The organism is Clostridium sp. USBA 49 (genome assembly GCF_900167505.1).
Taxonomy (GTDB): Bacteria; Bacillota; Clostridia; order Clostridiales; family Clostridiaceae; genus Clostridium_AT; species Clostridium_AT prolinivorans.
In genome coordinates, this window is sequence record NZ_FUYD01000001.1 from 229,366 (window position 1) to 247,267 (window position 17,902).

Here is a 17,902-nt window from a genome sequence, read left to right on the forward strand (position 1 = left end):
TTGTTTTCTATTATTCCTTTTATGCTTAATATAAATTCAAAAAAATAAAGCACAAGCAAAAAATAACTACAAATAATATAGTAGTCATTTTAAGCTCGTGCCTAATTTAATAGTAACACTGCTTATATTTCTGAAAGCCTCCTAATATGGAGTGCAATATAACCAATTTCATCTTCAGGAATTTTTATAGAAAACAAATTTTCAATTTTTAAAGCAATCTTAATTGCTAAATCATACTCATTATACATTTCTTTTTTTATGCTGTCAAGAAGATAATTTTTAATAGTTTTTTTCTTTATAACTCTTTGAAGCATAAAGTTTATATGTGTAACAGTCCTTAAATATTCTATTGAATTTTTATCAAAATCTTTTTTTAAAAGTTTTGATATAAGTTCCATAACTTCTCCTATTTTTTTTGTATATGATAAAGCACTGCTTACCTCTTTATTATTTAGAGCAGCATTTATATGCATACATATAAAACCTATTTCAGTTTCTGGAAGATTAACATCAAGTCTTTTATTTATCATATCTATAGCTTTTTTAGCTAAACTATATTCCTTAGGATAAAGTGCCATTAACTCATGTAAAAATGGGTTCTCTATTTTTATACCTTGTTTTATTCTATTAATAGCAAAATTTATATGATCTGGAAGAGATACATGTATAGCTTCAGTAAATTTTGCTTTTAATTCATTTTCACAAAAAGAAATTATTTCTTCTGAAATACCCACTATTTTATTATCAACACTTTCTAAAATCTTGTTGAAATTATTTTCTTCCTCTGTCTGTTTCACAAATATGCTTTCAATTTTATCTTCTGAAATTTTGGAGCCTTTTCTTGAATTAAATCCAATAGCTTTTCCTACTAAAATAAATTGCTTTTTATCTTTTTCTGCTACTACTACATTGTTATTTAGTACTTTTTTTATTGTATACTCTTCCATAAATTCCTCCTAATTGTGAAGTTAACATAGCCTAAAATATAAGACTTTATGCTTATTTCACACAGGCTTAATTTAGTATGATAGTTATACCTTTATATTATACTAAATTATATTAACTAAAATTTTTATCTAAGTAAAAATAAAAATTTTATCTAAATAAAAAATTTTAAGGGAGCCTGTTTCCTGCTGCTTTATATATTTCATACCATTCTTCTCTTGTAATCTCTACATTAGAAGCCTTACATATATCTTTTAAACGCTCACTATTTGTTGTACCTACTATTGTTTGTATTTTAGCAGGATGCCTTAATATCCATGCAACTGCAATAGCACTATTTGATACTCCTTTATTTTTTGCAATTTCATCTATTTTTTTATTAAGCTCTGAAAATTTTTCATTATCTAAAAATACACCTTCAAAGAATCCATACTGAAAAGGCGACCAAGCTTGAATTGTTATATCTTTTAATCTGCAGTATTCTAATACACTTCCATCTCTATCTATAGAAGAATCTACTTTCATATTTACATTAATTCCAGAATCTATCATGCCAGTATGCATTATACCAAATTGAAGCTGATTTATTATAATTTTTTGATTTAAATATTTACTTAAAAGTTCAATTTGCATTGGATTTTGATTGCTCACTCCAAAATATTTAACCTTACCACTTCTATGCAATAAATCAAAAGCTTCTGCTACTTCTTCTGGTTCCATTAATGTATCTGGTCTATGAAGAAGTAATATATCTATATAATCAGTTTTTAATCTTTTTAAACTTCCATCTACAGAATTTAATATATGTTCCTTTGAAAAATCATAAAATCCCTTTCTTATCCCGCATTTCGTTTGAATTATAAGTTTTTCTCTTATATTTGAATTCATGCCTAAAGCATCAGCAAAAATTTCTTCTGATTTGCCACCACCATAAATATCTGCATGATCAAAAAAATTTATTCCTTCCTCTAAAGCAGTATTAATAAGTTTAGCTGCTTCATTTTTAGAAAGCTCTGCAATTCTCATACATCCTAATGAAATTTCTGGAGCCTTTAATATTCCTCCAATATTTATATTTTTCATATAGCCACCTCTTTTTATGTATTTATATATTTATTTTACCATATTAATTTATAACCGGTTAACTTATGGAATTCTTTTTTTATTTTTTAATATTTCTTCATTTAAAATCTTTGGAAGTGCTCCACTATGAGCCATATGAGCATGACTTAGTATAATTGCATCTAATCCGCCAATTTCTTGAATAGTCCTAAAATCGGGAAGTATATCCTTAGAATTTCCTTGTCTTATACCACAATCTAAAATTATTTTTTATCTTGAATTTTTAAAAGTATACAACTTGCTCCTACTTCTTTTGCCCCTCCTAAAAAGCTTATGTTCATTTAATTCACCTAATTTCTGTATTTCTGTTATATAAACATATCAAAATATTAATTCTTATAATAAATAATTTGCAATAACTTATTATAGCACAAAATATTAATTATTTTTTATATTTCTTCTTTACTACTTTTAACCTGAAAAAATCTTCTCTTTCCTTTTCTTCAAGAACTTCAGTAACAAATTTTACTATTTCCTCAAATTTAGGTATTTGAATATTTGAAAGTGCATTAGTTCTTTTTTGAGTTTTCTTAACTTCCATAGCAAGTCTATATACTGCATTTTCTACTTCTGCCAATTCATAAGTTAAATATTTTACTTTATTAAATTCAACCATAGCCTCATCTATAGCAGCATTAGTCCTATAAAAGCCATATCTAGGCTCTATTTCTTTTTCTTTAAAAATTACTTTTGGTACTTCTACCCCCATAACGCTTTTAAATAAAATATCATAATCATTACTTTCTTCTATAGTCATAGCTATATCTTCTACATTAATAATTCCCGTAGTTATATTAGCATTTTCTAAAGCCTTATAAGCTTTAGAAAAAGTTACAAAAATTTCTTCCTGAAGCTTATGTGCCTTTGATACATAAGACATCATCTCTTTTATAAGAACATTTCTTTTTTTATCTAAAAGTTCATATCCTTTTTTAGAAAATTCTAAAGAACTTTTCGCTGATAATAAAGTAGATTTGGTTGGTGCTATATTATCCATATCATTTCACCACTTCATTATAATATTTATCTAATGTTTCTTTAGATATTCTATCTAACTCATTTTTAGGCAATATACTTAAAACATCCCAAGCTAAATCTAAAGTTTCATTTATGGTTCTATTTTCATCATAAGACTGTTTTAAAAATTTTTCATCAAACGCTCTTCCAAATTCTAAATATATTTTATCTATATTTGATAGTTCATCTTCACCTATAACTTGAGAAAGTGCCAATACTTCTTGTACTCTAGAATATGCAGCAAATATTTGATTTGAAACTTCAGCATGATCTTCTCTTGTAAAACCTTTACCAATTCCATCTTTCATAAGTCTTGAAAGAGAAGGAAGTATATTTACTGGAGGATAAATTCCTTTTTGTTCTATTCCCCTGCTTAAAACTATCTGTCCCTCTGTTATAAAACCTGTTAAATCTGGCACAGGATGGGTTATATCATCATTAGGCATAGTAAGTATAGGCATTTGAGTTATACTGCCTTCTTTTTTATGCATCATTCCTGCTCTTTCATAAAGAGAAGCTAAATCTGAATATAAATATCCTGGATATCCTTTTCTGCTTGGAACCTCTTCTTTTAATGAAGATAATTCTCTTAATGCTTCACAATAGCTTGTCATATCAGTAAGTATAACTAACACATGCATTCCTTCTTCAAAGGCTAAATATTCTGCAGCAGTCAATGCACATCTTGGAGTTATAATTCTTTCAACTATTGGATCATCTGCCAAATTTGTAAACATTACAACCTTTTCTAATGCACCTGCTTCTTCAAAGCTCTTTTTAAAAAAGTTATAATCATCATATTTAATTCCCATAGCTCCAAATACTATGCAAAACTTTCCTTCTTCATCTCCTGAAATTTTTGCTTGCCTTATAATTTGTGCAGTTAATTCATTATGGGACATACCGCTTCCAGAAAATATAGGAAGTTTTTGTCCTCTAATTAATGTAGAAAGACAATCTATAGAAGATATCCCTGTTTGTATATAGTTCCTTGGATATTTTCTAGCTACAGGATTTATTGGTCTTCCATTTACATCATATTTCTTTAGAGAATAAACTTCTCCTCCATTATCTCTTGGTTCACCTATACCATTAAATTCTCTTCCTAAAATATCTTTACAAAGAGGTATTTTAAAAGGTTCTCCTCTAAATTGTACAGAAGTATTATTTACAGACATTCCAGTAGTAGATTCAAAAACCTGAATTATAGCCTTATCTTTATATATTTGAACAACTTTACCCTTTTTTCTTATATTTTCATCTACAATTATATCTACAATTTCATCATAAGCAGCATTTTCAACATCAGAAAGTATAATTAAAGGTCCTTGTATTTTATCTAGCATTAAATATTCTTTTTTCATTTAAATCACTTCCTATATTTTTCTATAAGCTTGTCAAAAAACTCTGCTATATCTTTCTTTAAATCATCTATAAGAGAAAAATCATTATTAGGAACGTTATATTTCATTTTATAAATTTTTTCTAATATATCTTTGTTAGCTACAACTGAAATTGGAACACCAATCTTTACAGCTTCACTTCCTTTATCATAAAAGCTTTCAATAACTTTAAGCATTTTATATTGTTTATTTAAAGGTACATAAGTATCCAAATCATTATAAGCATTTTGCTGAAGAAAAGCTGATTTTAAACATTTAGCTGTTTCTATAATAAGTCTTTGATCATCTGGTAAAACATCTTCTCCTACAAGCTTAACTATTTCTAAAAGTTCGTTTTCTTCATATAAAAGCTTTAACATTTTTTCTCTTAAAATAATTACATCTTCAGCCACATTTTCTTCATACCACTCTTTTAAAAGAGGCAAATAGCCGCTATAACTTGAAAGCCAATTTATAGCAGGATAGTGCCTTGCATAAGCTAAATTTTTATCTAATCCTAAAAATGCAGAAACAAATCTTTTAGTATTTTGAGTAACAGGTTCTGAAAAATCGCCTCCTGCTGGAGAAACTGCACCAATTACAGTAACAGAGCCTTCTGTACCATTTAAATTTGTAGAGTAACCTGCTCTTTCATAAAATTCAGCAATTCTTGAAGGAAGATACGCAGGATATCCTTCTTCTGCTGGCATTTCTTCAAGTCTTCCCGAAATTTCTCTAAGTGCTTCTGCCCATCTTGAAGTTGAATCTGCCATTATAGCCACATGATATCCCATATCTCTAAAATATTCAGCAATAGTTATACCTGTATAAATACTTGCTTCTCTTGCAGCAACTGGCATATTTGATGTATTAGCTATAAGAACAGTTCTGTTCATAAGAGGCAGATTAGTTCTAGGATCTATAAGTTTAGGAAAATCTTCAAGAACTTCTGTCATTTCATTTCCTCTTTCTCCACATCCTATGTAAACTATAATATCCGCATCAGACCATTTTGCAAGTTGATGCTGAGTCATTGTCTTTCCTGTGCCAAATCCCCCTGGAATGGCACAAGTTCCACCTTTAGCTAATGGAAAAAATATATCTATTATTCTTTGTCCAGTAACAAGAGGCTTAAATATAGTTTTCTTTTCTTTTACAGGTCTTGGATTTCTTACAGGCCAATATTGATAAAGCTTAAGCTCATAAATTTTATTTTCTTGTTTTAAAGTAACTATTGTTGTTTCTATATTATAAAAACCATTTTCTTTTACATCAATTACAGTACCAAATACATTTGGAGGAACCATTATTTTATGGACTATTGCATCAGTCTCTTGAACACTTGCATAAATATCCCCTTCTTTAAGTTCATCTCCAATATTAACTTTAATTTCTACATTCCAAAGTTTTTCTTCATCTAAAGAAATAAGGCCTATACCTTCAGGTATGAAGCCATAAGATATTTCATTAATTTTTTTTAGAGGTCTTTCAATTCCATCAAATATTCCTCCAAGTATTCCAGGACCAAGTTTTAAGGAAAGAGGACTACCCGTAGAAACTATAGGTTCTCCTATTTTAAGCCCACTCGTTTCTTCATAAACTTGAATTGTGGCAAAATCGCCTTCTAATATTATTATTTCTCCTATGAGTTTTTTAAAGCCAACCATAACCATTTCCCTCATCTTAAAGCCCTCCATGTGCAGAGCTTTAATAACAGGACCGTTTATTAAAACTATTTTTCCTTCCATGCTTCTATCCCCCTAAGCAAGCATTTCCATAACTCTAATACCAAATAATTCTTCGCTTTCTTTTAATTTTTTCGCTATACTGCAATCTATTTTAAATTTACCTTCTGCATCTTTTAAAATTATTCCACCAATAAAATCCTCTTCAGATATAACTACATTTATTTTTTTATTTTTGTAATTAGAAATTATATCTTCAATGTTATTTTTAAATTTTTCATAATCATCTTTTAAAACCGTAATATAATAGCTTCCATCTTCAATATCTTCTAAAACTCTTTCTAAAGTATCAAAAAGATAATTTTTATATTCTTCTTTTGTTGTATAAATCTTTAACTTTTTCTTAACTTCTCCCATAGTAAATTTTACAAGATTGTCTTTAAGAGTTAAAATTTCTCTTTGTTTATTAATTTTCTCTTTTGCAATTATTTCGTTTGCTTTTATATTAGCTTTTTTAGTAGTCTCTATTATAGTATTTTTCTTAAGTTCTTCTAATTTTTCTTTTTCTTTATTTATTTTATCTAATGCCTCATTTTCATAAGTTTTAAGTTTTTCTTCTTTTTCTTCATTTAATTTATCATATATTATCTTAGAAAATAAGTTTATCTTATCTTCAATGGTTGTCATATAAACCTCTCCTTATATAATAAGTTTATAGTTAAATTGCCTCTATAAACTTAAAATTTATTTATTCCTAAATTTTAAGACCTATGGATTCTTTAACATACTTAACTATATAGTCCCCTTCTTTTATTGAGCCATGTCTATCTGGTATTTCAACTAAAAGAGGTCTTTCCTTAGAAAGCTTAATTTGCCTTACTTCATCTTCTATTAAAAGTCCTATTTTTTCTGTAATTATTATTATTCCTATATTTTTATCTTTTTTTAATTCATCTATTTTTTTTAACACATCTTCCTTTTTATGAAGAACTATTCCATTAATTCCTGCCATCTTCATACCTACATAAGTATCTATATTATCACTTATCAAGTAACTAACCATAAATTTTCTCCTTTTATTTTAAATTCTTGAAAGTATCATTATAGATATTATAAGACCATATATAGCAATTCCTTCTCCAAGTCCAACAAATATAAGTGTTTTTCCAAGTATTTTAGAATCTTCAGATACAGCTCCTAAAGCTGCCGAACCAACAGCACCAACAGCATATCCTGCTCCAATAGTTGCAAGACCAGTTGAAAGTCCTGCTGCTATATATCCAAGTCCTGCTGCTGGATTAGAAACAGCTTCTCCTGCAGCTTTTGCCACAGTTGGAATATTCATTATTAACCCTATTGTTATAACAGGCACAAATGTTCCTAAATTTATCTTTAAAGCTTTTTTTACCTTCTCTTTCCCTAATATTTCTTCTTTTGCTCTTTGAGTAAATCCATAAGTTAAAGTAATTATAACAATACAAAAAGTTAACGCTAAAATTATAATCATATTAACACTCCTCTATTTTAATTTATTAATAAATGTTGATTTTTACGGGTTCAAAAGGGATACCCATTCCTTCATAATATTTGCTGAATAATTCATAATATTGAAGTCTTAATCCTTGAATAAAAACTATTAATCCTTCAAGTCCTATAATTATCAAATTACCAAGTATTAATATAAAAACTGAAGCACTCTCATTTTGGCTCATATTTGCCATAGCTGAAAAAGCAACAAATAACCCAACATGATTTAAAGCAAAGGCTCCTACTCTTATAAAAGAAAGAGTATTTGAAAACATAGATAATATAGTTTCTACTACTTCAAAACCAGACTCTATAAAATAATCTTTAGGGCCTTCATCAAAAAGAACTTTTTTACCTAATATAATATTAGCTAAAGGCTGTTTTAAAAGAATAATAATTAAAAAGAAAATTAAATATATTATCCATAAACTTACAGGCATTATTTTTTTGTCAAAAGCTATAGAAGCTACTAAAGTTAATGCTCCAATGTAGAACATAAATCCTGCCAAACCTTCTTTTCCAAAAAGTCCTCTCTCTAAATCTTTTCTTCTTAAACTATTTATAATTCCAAGTATAAATCCTAAAATCATAAATACACAACCAAAAACTACAGCTCCAATTAATACATCATTTATATCTTCCATAGGTCTTATAAGTATGGCTCCTATTAAATCTTCAAATCCAAATACACTCCCATATAAAAATCCAAATATTACAGAACTTATGCCTAATCTTTCTAATACTCCCCCTAAATTAATTCTACGCATTTTATGATTTAATAAAAAACCAGCTAAGAAAAGTACAGCTCCTTGTCCTACATCACCAAACATAGCACCAAACATTAATGTATAAGTTATAGCTAAAAAAGCTGTAGGATCTATTTCGTTATAACTTGGTATACCATACATCCCAACCAAACTTTGAAATGGTTTAAAAAGTTTATTATTTTTTAAAAGCGTTGGTGGAACTATAGATTTATTTACTATTTCATCTGGATTTTTATAAATAAAAATAATTCTATCTTCAAAATTTTTAATAATTTTTTCAAGCTTTTTAATAAAATTTTGAGGGACCCACCCTGAAATATAAAAAAAATCATTAGTATACGCTGCTGTCTTTTTAATTTCTTCTGCTTTTTCTTCTAATTTATAACTATTATATAGTATTTGTATAGATTTAGAATTTTTTATTAAAAAATCTTTAATTTCTACAGTAACTTTTTCAATAGAATTATGTATTTTATCAATTTCTTCTTTAATAAATTTTAAAACTTCTTTTGGAGTACCTTTATAATTATTAGGAAGATTTACATATTCACAATTTGCAGATTTAAAAATTTTTTCTGTTTCTCCAATTAAAAGCACAGGCGTAAAAGATATAAATATTACAAAATCTTTTTCTTTATATACGATTTGTATAACTGAAGGTATATTTTCATAATTAGCCTTTAATTTAATCATATTTTCTTTAGATACTTTATAAATTTCTGATTTAAAATTTTTCATACATTGTATATCTTCTATATTAATAGATATATCTTTTATAAATTGCAAAGCTTCATAAGCATTTTTTAGCTGCATTTTTGTTTCATTTAAATTTTCAAGATTTTTGTTTAAAGTTTTATATTCTTTATAAATTAAAGATAAATTTTCTTCCATTATATTAAAATCAAAAATTATATCTTTTATATTTTCTTTAGGTATTTCAAAACTTTTTTGAGCTTTTATAAGCTTTTCAATGTGCTTTATACTTAAACTATAATCTCTATTTGAAGTATAAGGTCTTATAAAATTTACATCCATTAAAGCTTCAATATTATCTTTAGATGTTTTTAACATAAAATTTGAAGAATTTATTTCCTGCAGAGCACTCACAGGCTGCATAATTCCCTCTAATGCTATAAGTTTTGTAAGCTTATCAAAATCATAAAAATCTCCAACTAAATTAACCATATTCATTTTTTCTATGGCCACATCGTCACCCCCATAAAGTATAGATTAAACTATACTTTTACTCATATCTATAATGTATCTTTTTTGCTCTAATATAGATATGATATCTTTTATTTCTATACCATATAAAATAAAATAACTCATTACTACACTTAAATTATTTTTATTTTCTTTAATAATTCTAGAAAAATATTCTCTTTCAAATTCTCTTTCTCTTTTTTCAATAAAACTTAAATTGTCATTTTGATATATAAATGAATATTTACTATCTTTCAAAAGTTTTTGAAACTCTTCATTACTATTTACATAGCAAAGATTTTTTATAGTATCTTTTGAAAGTTTAAAACTATCATATATAGTATAATTAAATAATTCCTCAGGAGGTATTTTGTAAAAAAATTTTCCTCTATATATCCAGTTTAAATTTAATAAATCTGCCTCTATGCCTATTATTGAATAAACAGCCTCTTTATTTTCTTTGTCAAGATGCTTAATTTCTTTTCTTATAGAAGAAAAATAAAGAAAATCAAGTTCTGTTTCCAATCTAAATAATCCTTTTTTATCTATATCTTTAACTAAATTTTTAAGGGGCTTATAATAAATAGTTTCTTTTAAAGCTTCCAAAATTTCTTCTGCATCTTTTAAAGGCAGAAGATAATCATAATTTATGGTATTTAAATTACTCTTTGCTATTAATCTATTTTCTATTTCATCTCTGCTCTTTTTTAAATACTTTCCACGTATAATTATTTTTAAATCTTCTATTTCCCATCTTAAAAATAAATTTTTTATAACTTTTCTATACTCACCGCTGAAATAATTTAAAAACTTACTATAAATATTTATATAATATCTATCTAAAATAATTTCTAAATCTTCTCTATGGATAGTATCTAAATTATAATCACTTAAAATTCTGCCATAATATGTTTCTTCTTTTAAAACATTTACAGCATCTTTAAAATTTTTACTCTGCTGAAGTTTTAAATATTGTTCTTTGTTTAGCATTTTACCCTTCAAAGCTTTAACTTTAGAATTTACAGCACTAAATTTAACAATGCTTCCCATAATAATTTTCTCCTAAACAACTCCTATTATTTTTTCAAATACTTCATTTATTATTTTTTCTTTGCTGCTTTCATATTTGTTATTAATTTGGTTTATTTGTAATTCTTTTTCTTTTCTAATTTCTTTAGCTCTTTCTTCTGCTTCTTCTAACTTAGATTTTAATATATTTTCTTTTAACATTTTTATTTCATTTTGATAAGTATTCCTTAATTCATCTATTTTTTTTTCTGTATATTTTTGCTTTTCTTGAAGTAATATATCAATACTTTTTCTATAATTTTCAGCATCTTTATCAATGCTCATTATTTTATTAATTACAAACTCCACATATATCCCCCCAATACTCATTTATAAATACTTTATAAATTTTCTAAATATTCTTTAATTATAATCCTAAAATTTTATATTGTCTAAATCTGTTTTTGCTTATTAACAAACACTTATTCTAAATTTTGTTATTTTTTAAATTGTTTTCTTGTTTTACTTTATATTTATTAATTATATTAAGCTATACTTAAAAATATTTTTTAATGGCAAAAAAATATTAAAGCAGCAGGAACTTAAAATTCTTGCTGCATTTCAATATTTTTAAATTGACTATAATACATATTATAATAAACTCCTTTTTTCTTAATAAGGCTTTGGTGATTTCCTTTTTCTACTATTTTACCTTTATCTATAACCATAATTATGTCTGAATCTTTTATAGTACTTAATCTATGAGCTATAATAAAGCTAGTTCTTCCTTTCATTAATTTTAGCATAGCTTCTTGAATATGAAGTTCTGTCCTAGTATCAACACTGCTTGTTGCTTCATCTAAAATCAATATAGAAGGGTTAGCAAGTATTGCTCGGGCGATAGCTAAAAGTTGTCTCTGTCCCTGGCTTAAATTACTTCCGCTTTCTGTAAGAATAGTTTCATATCCTTTAGGAAGTTTTTTTATAAATGCATCTGCATTTGCCATTTTAGCTGCTTCTTCTATTTCTTTATCAGAAGCTTCCAATCTTCCATATCTTATATTTTCTTTTATAGTTCCAGAAAAAAGATAAGTATCTTGAAGTACTATTCCAAAACATTTCCTTAAATAATCTCTTTCATAATTTCTGATATCGCAGCCGTCTAACAAAATTCTACCTTCTGTTACATCATAAAATCTAGTAAGTAAATTTACAATAGTAGTTTTACCAGACCCTGTAGGGCCAACAAGGGCAATACTTTCTCCAGCTTTCACTTCAAAATTTATATTTTTAAGCACAGGTATATCTTTATTATAACCAAAACTTACATTTTGGAAAACTACATGTCCTTTTGGATTTTTTAATGTTTTAGCATTATCAATGTCTTCTGCTTCTTCTTCTTCATCTAACACTTCAAAAACTCTTTCAGCTCCTGCAATAGCTGATTGAAGTGTGTTAAATATAGTTGCAACTTCATTTAACGGCCTTGAAAACTGCCTTGAATAACTTATAAAACTTGCTATTGTACCTACTGTTATTAAATCTTTTACAGCTAAAATTCCTCCAACTCCTGCTACAGCTGCAAATCCTATATTATTTATAACATTCATAAGGGGCATCATATATCCTGATAAAATTTGAGCCTTAATTCCTACTTCTTTAAGTTTAGAATTTGTTTGTTCAAAATCTTTTATAATTTTATCCTCACGATTAAAAGCTTTAATAATTTGAATACCTGAAATAGTTTCTTCTATCTGACCATTAAGCTCTCCAAGAACAGCCTGCTGCTTTTTAAAAAGTGGTTTTGTTTTTTTAGCTATACCTTTTGTAAGAATAAAAACCATAGGTATTGTAATTACACTAGCCAATGTTAATATAGGACTTTTTATAAGCATCATAATAAAAGAACCTGTTATCATTATAATATTTGACATCAATTGAGTTGTAGATTGAGATATAGTAGAACTTATATTATCTATATCATTAGACAATCTGCTCATTATATCTCCATGTGTATGAGTATCAAAAAAAGAAATTGGAAGTTTTTGAAGCTTACCAAATAATGAACTTCTAATATTTTTAACTATTCTTTGCGATACTCCTGCCATAAAATATCCTTGAAGAAAAACTATAAAAGCATCTACAATATAAGATACTAAAAGTACTACAACAACTACATTTAGTGCATAAAAATTAACTTTTGATTTATTTAATGACATTGTATCTATAGCTTTTCCTATAAGTAAAGGTACAATTAAAGCAATAATATTGCTTATAACAAGAAAAATAAAAATGATACTAATCATTCTCTTTTCATTCTTAAAATACTTCCAAAGTCTTTTTATAGTTTTTTTAAAATCTTTAGGCTTTGCAACAGGAGCAAATCTATGCATTCCTCCTGGCATTTTATTAGCCCCTTGACCAAATTTTTTATTTTCCATGCTACATAAACTCCTTTCCCATTTGGGAAGCAAAAATATCTTGATAAATCTTACATTTTTTCATAAGATTGTCGTGAGTATCAACTGCTGCAACCTTCCCATTATCTAAAACTATAATTTTATCTGCTCTCATTACAGAAGTTATTCTTTGAGCTATTATAATAGTTGTAAGATTCATTGAATATTTTTTTAAACCTTCTCTAATTTTAGCTTCTGTATTTACATCTACCGCACTGGTGCTATCATCTAAAATAAGTATTTCAGGTTTCTTAACAAGTGCTCTGGCTATAGCTATTCTTTGTTTTTGTCCTCCAGAAAGATTTACTCCTCCTTGACCAAGCTCTGTATTATAACCTTCTTTAAAATTAACTATAAACTCATGAGCCATAGAAATTTTAGATGCAAAAATAACTTCTTCTAAAGTTGCATCTTCTTTTCCCCATTTAATATTATCTAAAATAGTTCCTGAAAAAAGGACAGATTTTTGAGGTACAATAGCTATTTTTTCTCTTAATTTCTTAATATTATATTCTTTTACGTCTATTCCATCTACTTTTATTTTTCCAGATAAAGTATCATAAAACCTAAGTATTAAATTTACCAATGTACTTTTACCTGAACCCGTAGCTCCTATAATCCCTACGGTTTCTGAAGGATTAATAACTAAATTTATATCTTTAAGTACGGGCTCACTACTTTCATTATTATAAGAAAAACTTACATTCTCAAATTCTATACTTCCTTTTATATTAAAATTCTCTATATATTTTTCCGAAGATTTAATAGTATTTTCTTCTAAGAATATAGAACTAATTCTTTCTGCAGAAGCTTTTGCTCTTATAAACATCATAAAAACATTTGAAATAGTCATTAATGAGAATAAAATTTGAGTCATATAATTGACAAAGGCTATAATCTGACCTACTTGTACTTCTCCTTTGTTTACTTTTATTCCTCCAAGCCATAAAACAGCTGCTATTCCAATATTTACGACAAACGTTATAAAAGGATTAAATAATGCCATAACTCTCATAGCCTTTATGTTTTGATCTGCAAGTTCTTTATTTTTCTCTTCAAAGCGGTCAGTTTCATAATTAAATCTATTAAAAGCTTTAACTACCCTTACTCCAGATAAATACTCTCTCATAACTTCATTTAATTTATCTAACGCTTTTTGAACTTTTGTAAAATATGGATATCCAGTTTTCATACTAAAATAAATAATTATACTAACTATAGGTACAACTATAAAAAGTATTACAGCCATTTTGGGATTAAGAATTGAAGCCATTACAATGCTTCCAACACATACTATAGGTGATTTAACAAATACTCTCATCATGCCATGCACAAATCCTTGAATTTGTGTAACATCATTAGTAAGTCTAGTTATAATAGAGGCAGGTTCAAGTTTATCTATATTTTCAAAAGAAAGGCTTTGAACTTTTTTAAAAAGATCTAATCTTAAATCTGAACCAAAACTTTGTGATACATTGCTTGATATTATATTTCTTCCAACAGCCCCAATTGCACCAATTGCAGTTATTATAAGCATTAAACTTCCATATTTAATAACATTGTCCATATTTTTGTAATATACACCATCATCTATAAGTTTAGACATTATAGTAGGCTGCATCAAATCAGCAAAAGCCTCAATTACTAAAAAGCATAAAGCTATTAAAAAAGGCTTCCAATATTTTTTTATATATTTTTTAAATGCATACATAATTTTTTACATTCCTCCAATAACATAAAAATAAAATGGATAAAAAATTTATCCACTTTATTTATTATATCACCAAATATTTATAACAACTAATAATTAACATAATTATAATTTTCATTTTGGAAATTTATACATAAAACGAATTACCTTCATGTTTAATATAATTTCTTAATTATTATTTTCACTACTTGTCTCTTTATTTAATATTTTTTTATTTCTAAAACTATTTACATCTATATTTAATTGGTCTGCATTTTCAGAATTTGAAGTTTGTTTATTTTGTTCTGTAGAATCTACCTTTTGCCTTATTCTAAGCCATTGCTTTATATCATCTTTTAATATTTGCTGCATTTTATTTAAATACTCATCTAATTTAGTTTGTGAAATATCATTACTTTCAGAACCTGCAGCATAAAAATCTAATTCTCTTTTAAGTTCCCTAAGTCTAGCTAATGTTACTGTATTTTTTACCCATAAAGCACCAAAATTATAAAATGCATCTATGGCATTTATTATAGTAACCACTGCCCCTAATAAAATTGCAATCATTCTAAAAGTTTCTGCTAAATCGCCGCTATTTAAACCTAAAACTACAGTAATAAGAGCACTAAATGTTACAGATGTAAATTTAACAGCATTAGCCCTTTTTTTAGTTTTCTTCTGTTTCTTTTCAAAATAATCTATTGTACAAGCAAGCTCATTTCTTAAAGTGTTAAGTTTAAGCTTTAAATCCATTCTTTCTTCCCCTTAATAATACTTTTTATTATTAACTATTATATGAAATTAATTTTTAAACTGATACTAATTAGCATATACTTCTGTTCCGTAACATTTTATTATTTTTTGAATAATCTATTAAAGAGATTAATAATAACAAGGTGTAGCCTGTATGAAAAAATTTTATATTTTTATATCAATATCATTAATTTTTACTATAATTAAAACTTCTTCAATTTTATTAAATTCTTTATTGTATTCCATTGCTATAGTTTTAATTGCTATTTTACTTGGTGATTTTACTTATGATATATCTGAATTAATAGGAGAAAAAAAAGGAGGACTTTTAACAGCTACTATTGGAAATCTTCCTGAACTTATGATGGGACTTCTTTCCATTCAATATGGAATGATTCCAATGGTAAAAGCATCTGTTATTGGTTCAATAATAGGGAATATACTTCTTGTTTTAGGAATTTCTATATTTTTTGGAGGAATTAAATATAAAGAACAAGTATTTAATAAATTAACAGCTAGGACAAATTTTAATATGCTTCTTCTTGCTATGTCTGCTATAATAGTCATGACTTCATTAAATAAATATAGTACATTAACAATAACATCTGCATCTAAAATAAGCGTAAAGGTAGCAATAGTACTTATATTAGTCTATATTTTAGGTCTTATATTTTCACTTTATACCCATAGCAATTTATTTATAGTTAGTGACACAAAAGAAATTAAAGAAACAAAAAAAGGCAAAAATATAAAGATATTATTTTTAGGTATAATAATAGAATCTATACTACTTTATATAATAAGTGAAAAACTTATTGTAAATGTTAAATATATAGTTAACACCTATAATATTTCTCAAGAATTTTTAGGAATTATACTTATACCTATACTTGGAAATATTGGTGAAAATATTTCTGCAATAATGAGTTCTCTTAAAAATAAAATAAATTTAAGTTTAGAGATAGCCATAGGTTCCAGCATACAAATGGCTCTTTTTGTAACTCCAGTATTAGTTATATATGCTTTTTTTACTGCAGTACCTATTACACTTATATTTACTACATTTCAAATTATTATTGCACTTATTGCAGTAGGTATGTCTTATTTTGTATTCCAAGATGGAAAAACTTATTGGTTAGAAGGTGCTATACTTATTGCCATTTATATTATGATTACACTTGCATATTATCATATTTCATAATTAATTATTAATGTGAACTTACCTAACCTAAAAGTAAATTGGGCTTAACAGATATTGCGTCTATAGACATTTTTTTTGATTTTTAATGCCATTTAAAACTATACATTCAAAATTAAAAGTTAGTGTAATATTAAGTTAGGGGAGTATAGAACTCCCCTAACTTAAAAAATTTACATTCTCGACCACAAGGGTATGAAGTTTTACAATCTAAATTATAAAATTATTAAACTTATTGCCATAACAATCATTCCTGATATAACTCCATATATAGATAAATGATGCTCTCCATATTTTTCTGCTGCTGGTAAAAGTTCGTCTAATGATATATAAACCATAATTCCAGCCACCATTGCAAAAACAATTCCTAAAGTAAAATCATTGAAAAATCTCATAAATATTAAAAACCCTACTAAAGCTCCTATAGGTTCTGAAAGTCCTGAAATAAAAGAATATAAAAATGCCTTTTTTCTATTACCTGTAGCATAATAAATAGGAATAGAAACAGCTATACCTTCTGGTATATTATGAATAGCTATAGCAGCTGCAATTGGTATACCAAGACTTGGATCTTTTAATGATGCTGTAAATGTTGCCAATCCTTCTGGAAAATTATGAATTCCAATAGCAAGTGCAGACATAACTCCCATTCTTAATAAATTATTATTTTTTTGTATATCTTCTAAATCTTCTACACTTTGCATAGAATGTGGGTTTTCAAAATCTGGAACTAATTTATCTATAATTGCAATAATAAACATACCACCAAAAAAAGCAAGTACAGTATAAATATTTCCTATTTTTTCTCCTGCTTGCATTGATAAAGATTTTTGAGCTGTAGAAAAAATTTCAACAAATGAAACATAAATCATAACTCCTGCTGAAAATCCTAATGCTATTGATAAAAATTTTGTATTTGTTTTTTTAGCAACGAAAGCTATTAAACTTCCAATCCCCGTAGATAACCCTGCTAAAAGAGTTGTAGCAAAAGCAAATAAAATAGTTTGTGTTGACATATATTCCCTCCTTTATATATTATATAAATATCTAGCATATAAACTAAATATAACAAAATGATAATTCTATAATACTATGAGTTTGTTTTTAAAAATAATTTTATTTATATATAATATATTTGATAAT

General features: G+C 26.5%; 17 protein-coding genes. 1 reads left to right on the top strand and 16 read right to left on the bottom strand.

Features of this window, described 5'->3' with window-relative positions; translation table 11 throughout:
* Positions 1-122 precede the first annotated feature (122 nt).
* The 15 genes from B5D11_RS01030 to B5D11_RS01100 form a co-directional block, all read right to left on the bottom strand.
* Positions 123-947, bottom strand: a complete 825-nt coding sequence (locus B5D11_RS01030; RefSeq protein ID WP_078681185.1) for a PRD domain-containing protein — start codon at positions 945-947, stop codon at positions 123-125.
* A gap of 166 nt (positions 948-1,113) precedes the next feature.
* A complete protein-coding gene (locus tag B5D11_RS01035; RefSeq protein ID WP_078681186.1) occupies positions 1,114-2,028 on the bottom strand; it encodes an aldo/keto reductase in 915 nt (304 codons plus the stop codon).
* Positions 2,029-2,091: 63 nt separating this feature from the next.
* Positions 2,092-2,274 (bottom strand): MBL fold metallo-hydrolase, encoded by a 183-nt coding sequence (locus tag B5D11_RS12790; RefSeq protein WP_347476664.1) that lies wholly within the window; start codon positions 2,272-2,274, stop codon positions 2,092-2,094.
* 175 nt (positions 2,275-2,449) lie between these two features.
* Entirely contained in the window at positions 2,450-3,064 is a 615-nt protein-coding gene (locus tag B5D11_RS01045; RefSeq protein WP_078681187.1) for a V-type ATP synthase subunit D, read from the bottom strand.
* Between the two features lies 1 nt (position 3,065).
* Complete coding sequence (locus tag B5D11_RS01050; RefSeq protein WP_078681188.1) at positions 3,066-4,448, bottom strand: V-type ATP synthase subunit B; 1,383 nt, start codon at positions 4,446-4,448, stop codon at positions 3,066-3,068.
* 5 nt (positions 4,449-4,453) lie between these two features.
* The gene (locus B5D11_RS01055) at positions 4,454-6,214 is read right to left on the bottom strand and encodes a V-type ATP synthase subunit A (protein WP_078681189.1); all 1,761 of its coding nucleotides are present in this window, start codon (positions 6,212-6,214) and stop codon (positions 4,454-4,456) included.
* 12 nt (positions 6,215-6,226) lie between these two features.
* On the bottom strand, positions 6,227-6,838 hold the full coding sequence (locus B5D11_RS01060; RefSeq protein WP_078681190.1) for a V-type ATP synthase subunit E: 612 nt from the start codon (positions 6,836-6,838) through the stop codon (positions 6,227-6,229).
* 67 nt (positions 6,839-6,905) lie between these two features.
* Positions 6,906-7,214 carry a V-type ATP synthase subunit F gene (locus tag B5D11_RS01065; protein WP_078681191.1) on the bottom strand — a complete coding sequence of 103 codons (309 nt, stop codon included), beginning with the start codon at positions 7,212-7,214 and terminating at the stop codon, positions 6,906-6,908.
* Between the two features lie 18 nt (positions 7,215-7,232).
* Positions 7,233-7,658, bottom strand: coding sequence for an ATP synthase subunit C (locus tag B5D11_RS01070; protein ID WP_078681192.1), 426 nt, complete (start codon positions 7,656-7,658; stop codon positions 7,233-7,235).
* 25 nt (positions 7,659-7,683) lie between these two features.
* The gene (locus B5D11_RS01075) at positions 7,684-9,651 is read right to left on the bottom strand and encodes a V-type ATP synthase subunit I (protein WP_078681193.1); all 1,968 of its coding nucleotides are present in this window, start codon (positions 9,649-9,651) and stop codon (positions 7,684-7,686) included.
* Between the two features lie 24 nt (positions 9,652-9,675).
* Entirely contained in the window at positions 9,676-10,698 is a 1,023-nt protein-coding gene (locus B5D11_RS01080) for a V-type ATPase subunit (protein ID WP_078681194.1), read from the bottom strand.
* Positions 10,699-10,710: 12 nt separating this feature from the next.
* Positions 10,711-11,025, bottom strand: a complete 315-nt coding sequence (locus B5D11_RS01085; RefSeq protein WP_078681195.1) for a hypothetical protein — start codon at positions 11,023-11,025, stop codon at positions 10,711-10,713.
* A gap of 233 nt (positions 11,026-11,258) precedes the next feature.
* Positions 11,259-13,061: an ABC transporter ATP-binding protein gene (locus tag B5D11_RS01090; protein WP_242942241.1), complete on the bottom strand. Its 1,803-nt coding sequence runs from the start codon at positions 13,059-13,061 to the stop codon at positions 11,259-11,261.
* Between the two features lie 37 nt (positions 13,062-13,098).
* Entirely contained in the window at positions 13,099-14,826 is a 1,728-nt protein-coding gene (locus tag B5D11_RS01095) for an ABC transporter ATP-binding protein (RefSeq protein ID WP_078681197.1), read from the bottom strand.
* Positions 14,827-14,994: 168 nt separating this feature from the next.
* Positions 14,995-15,561 (bottom strand): DUF4231 domain-containing protein, encoded by a 567-nt coding sequence (locus tag B5D11_RS01100; protein WP_078681198.1) that lies wholly within the window; start codon positions 15,559-15,561, stop codon positions 14,995-14,997.
* Positions 15,562-15,715: 154 nt separating this feature from the next.
* Between B5D11_RS01100 and cax the strand changes: the two genes are divergently transcribed.
* Positions 15,716-16,762: a calcium/proton exchanger gene (gene cax, locus B5D11_RS01105; RefSeq protein ID WP_078681199.1), complete on the top strand. Its 1,047-nt coding sequence runs from the start codon at positions 15,716-15,718 to the stop codon at positions 16,760-16,762.
* Positions 16,763-16,974: 212 nt separating this feature from the next.
* Here the strand turns inward: cax and zupT are convergent, their stop codons facing one another.
* The gene (gene zupT, locus B5D11_RS01110) at positions 16,975-17,775 is read right to left on the bottom strand and encodes a zinc transporter ZupT (RefSeq protein ID WP_078681200.1); all 801 of its coding nucleotides are present in this window, start codon (positions 17,773-17,775) and stop codon (positions 16,975-16,977) included.
* Positions 17,776-17,902 lie beyond the last annotated feature (127 nt).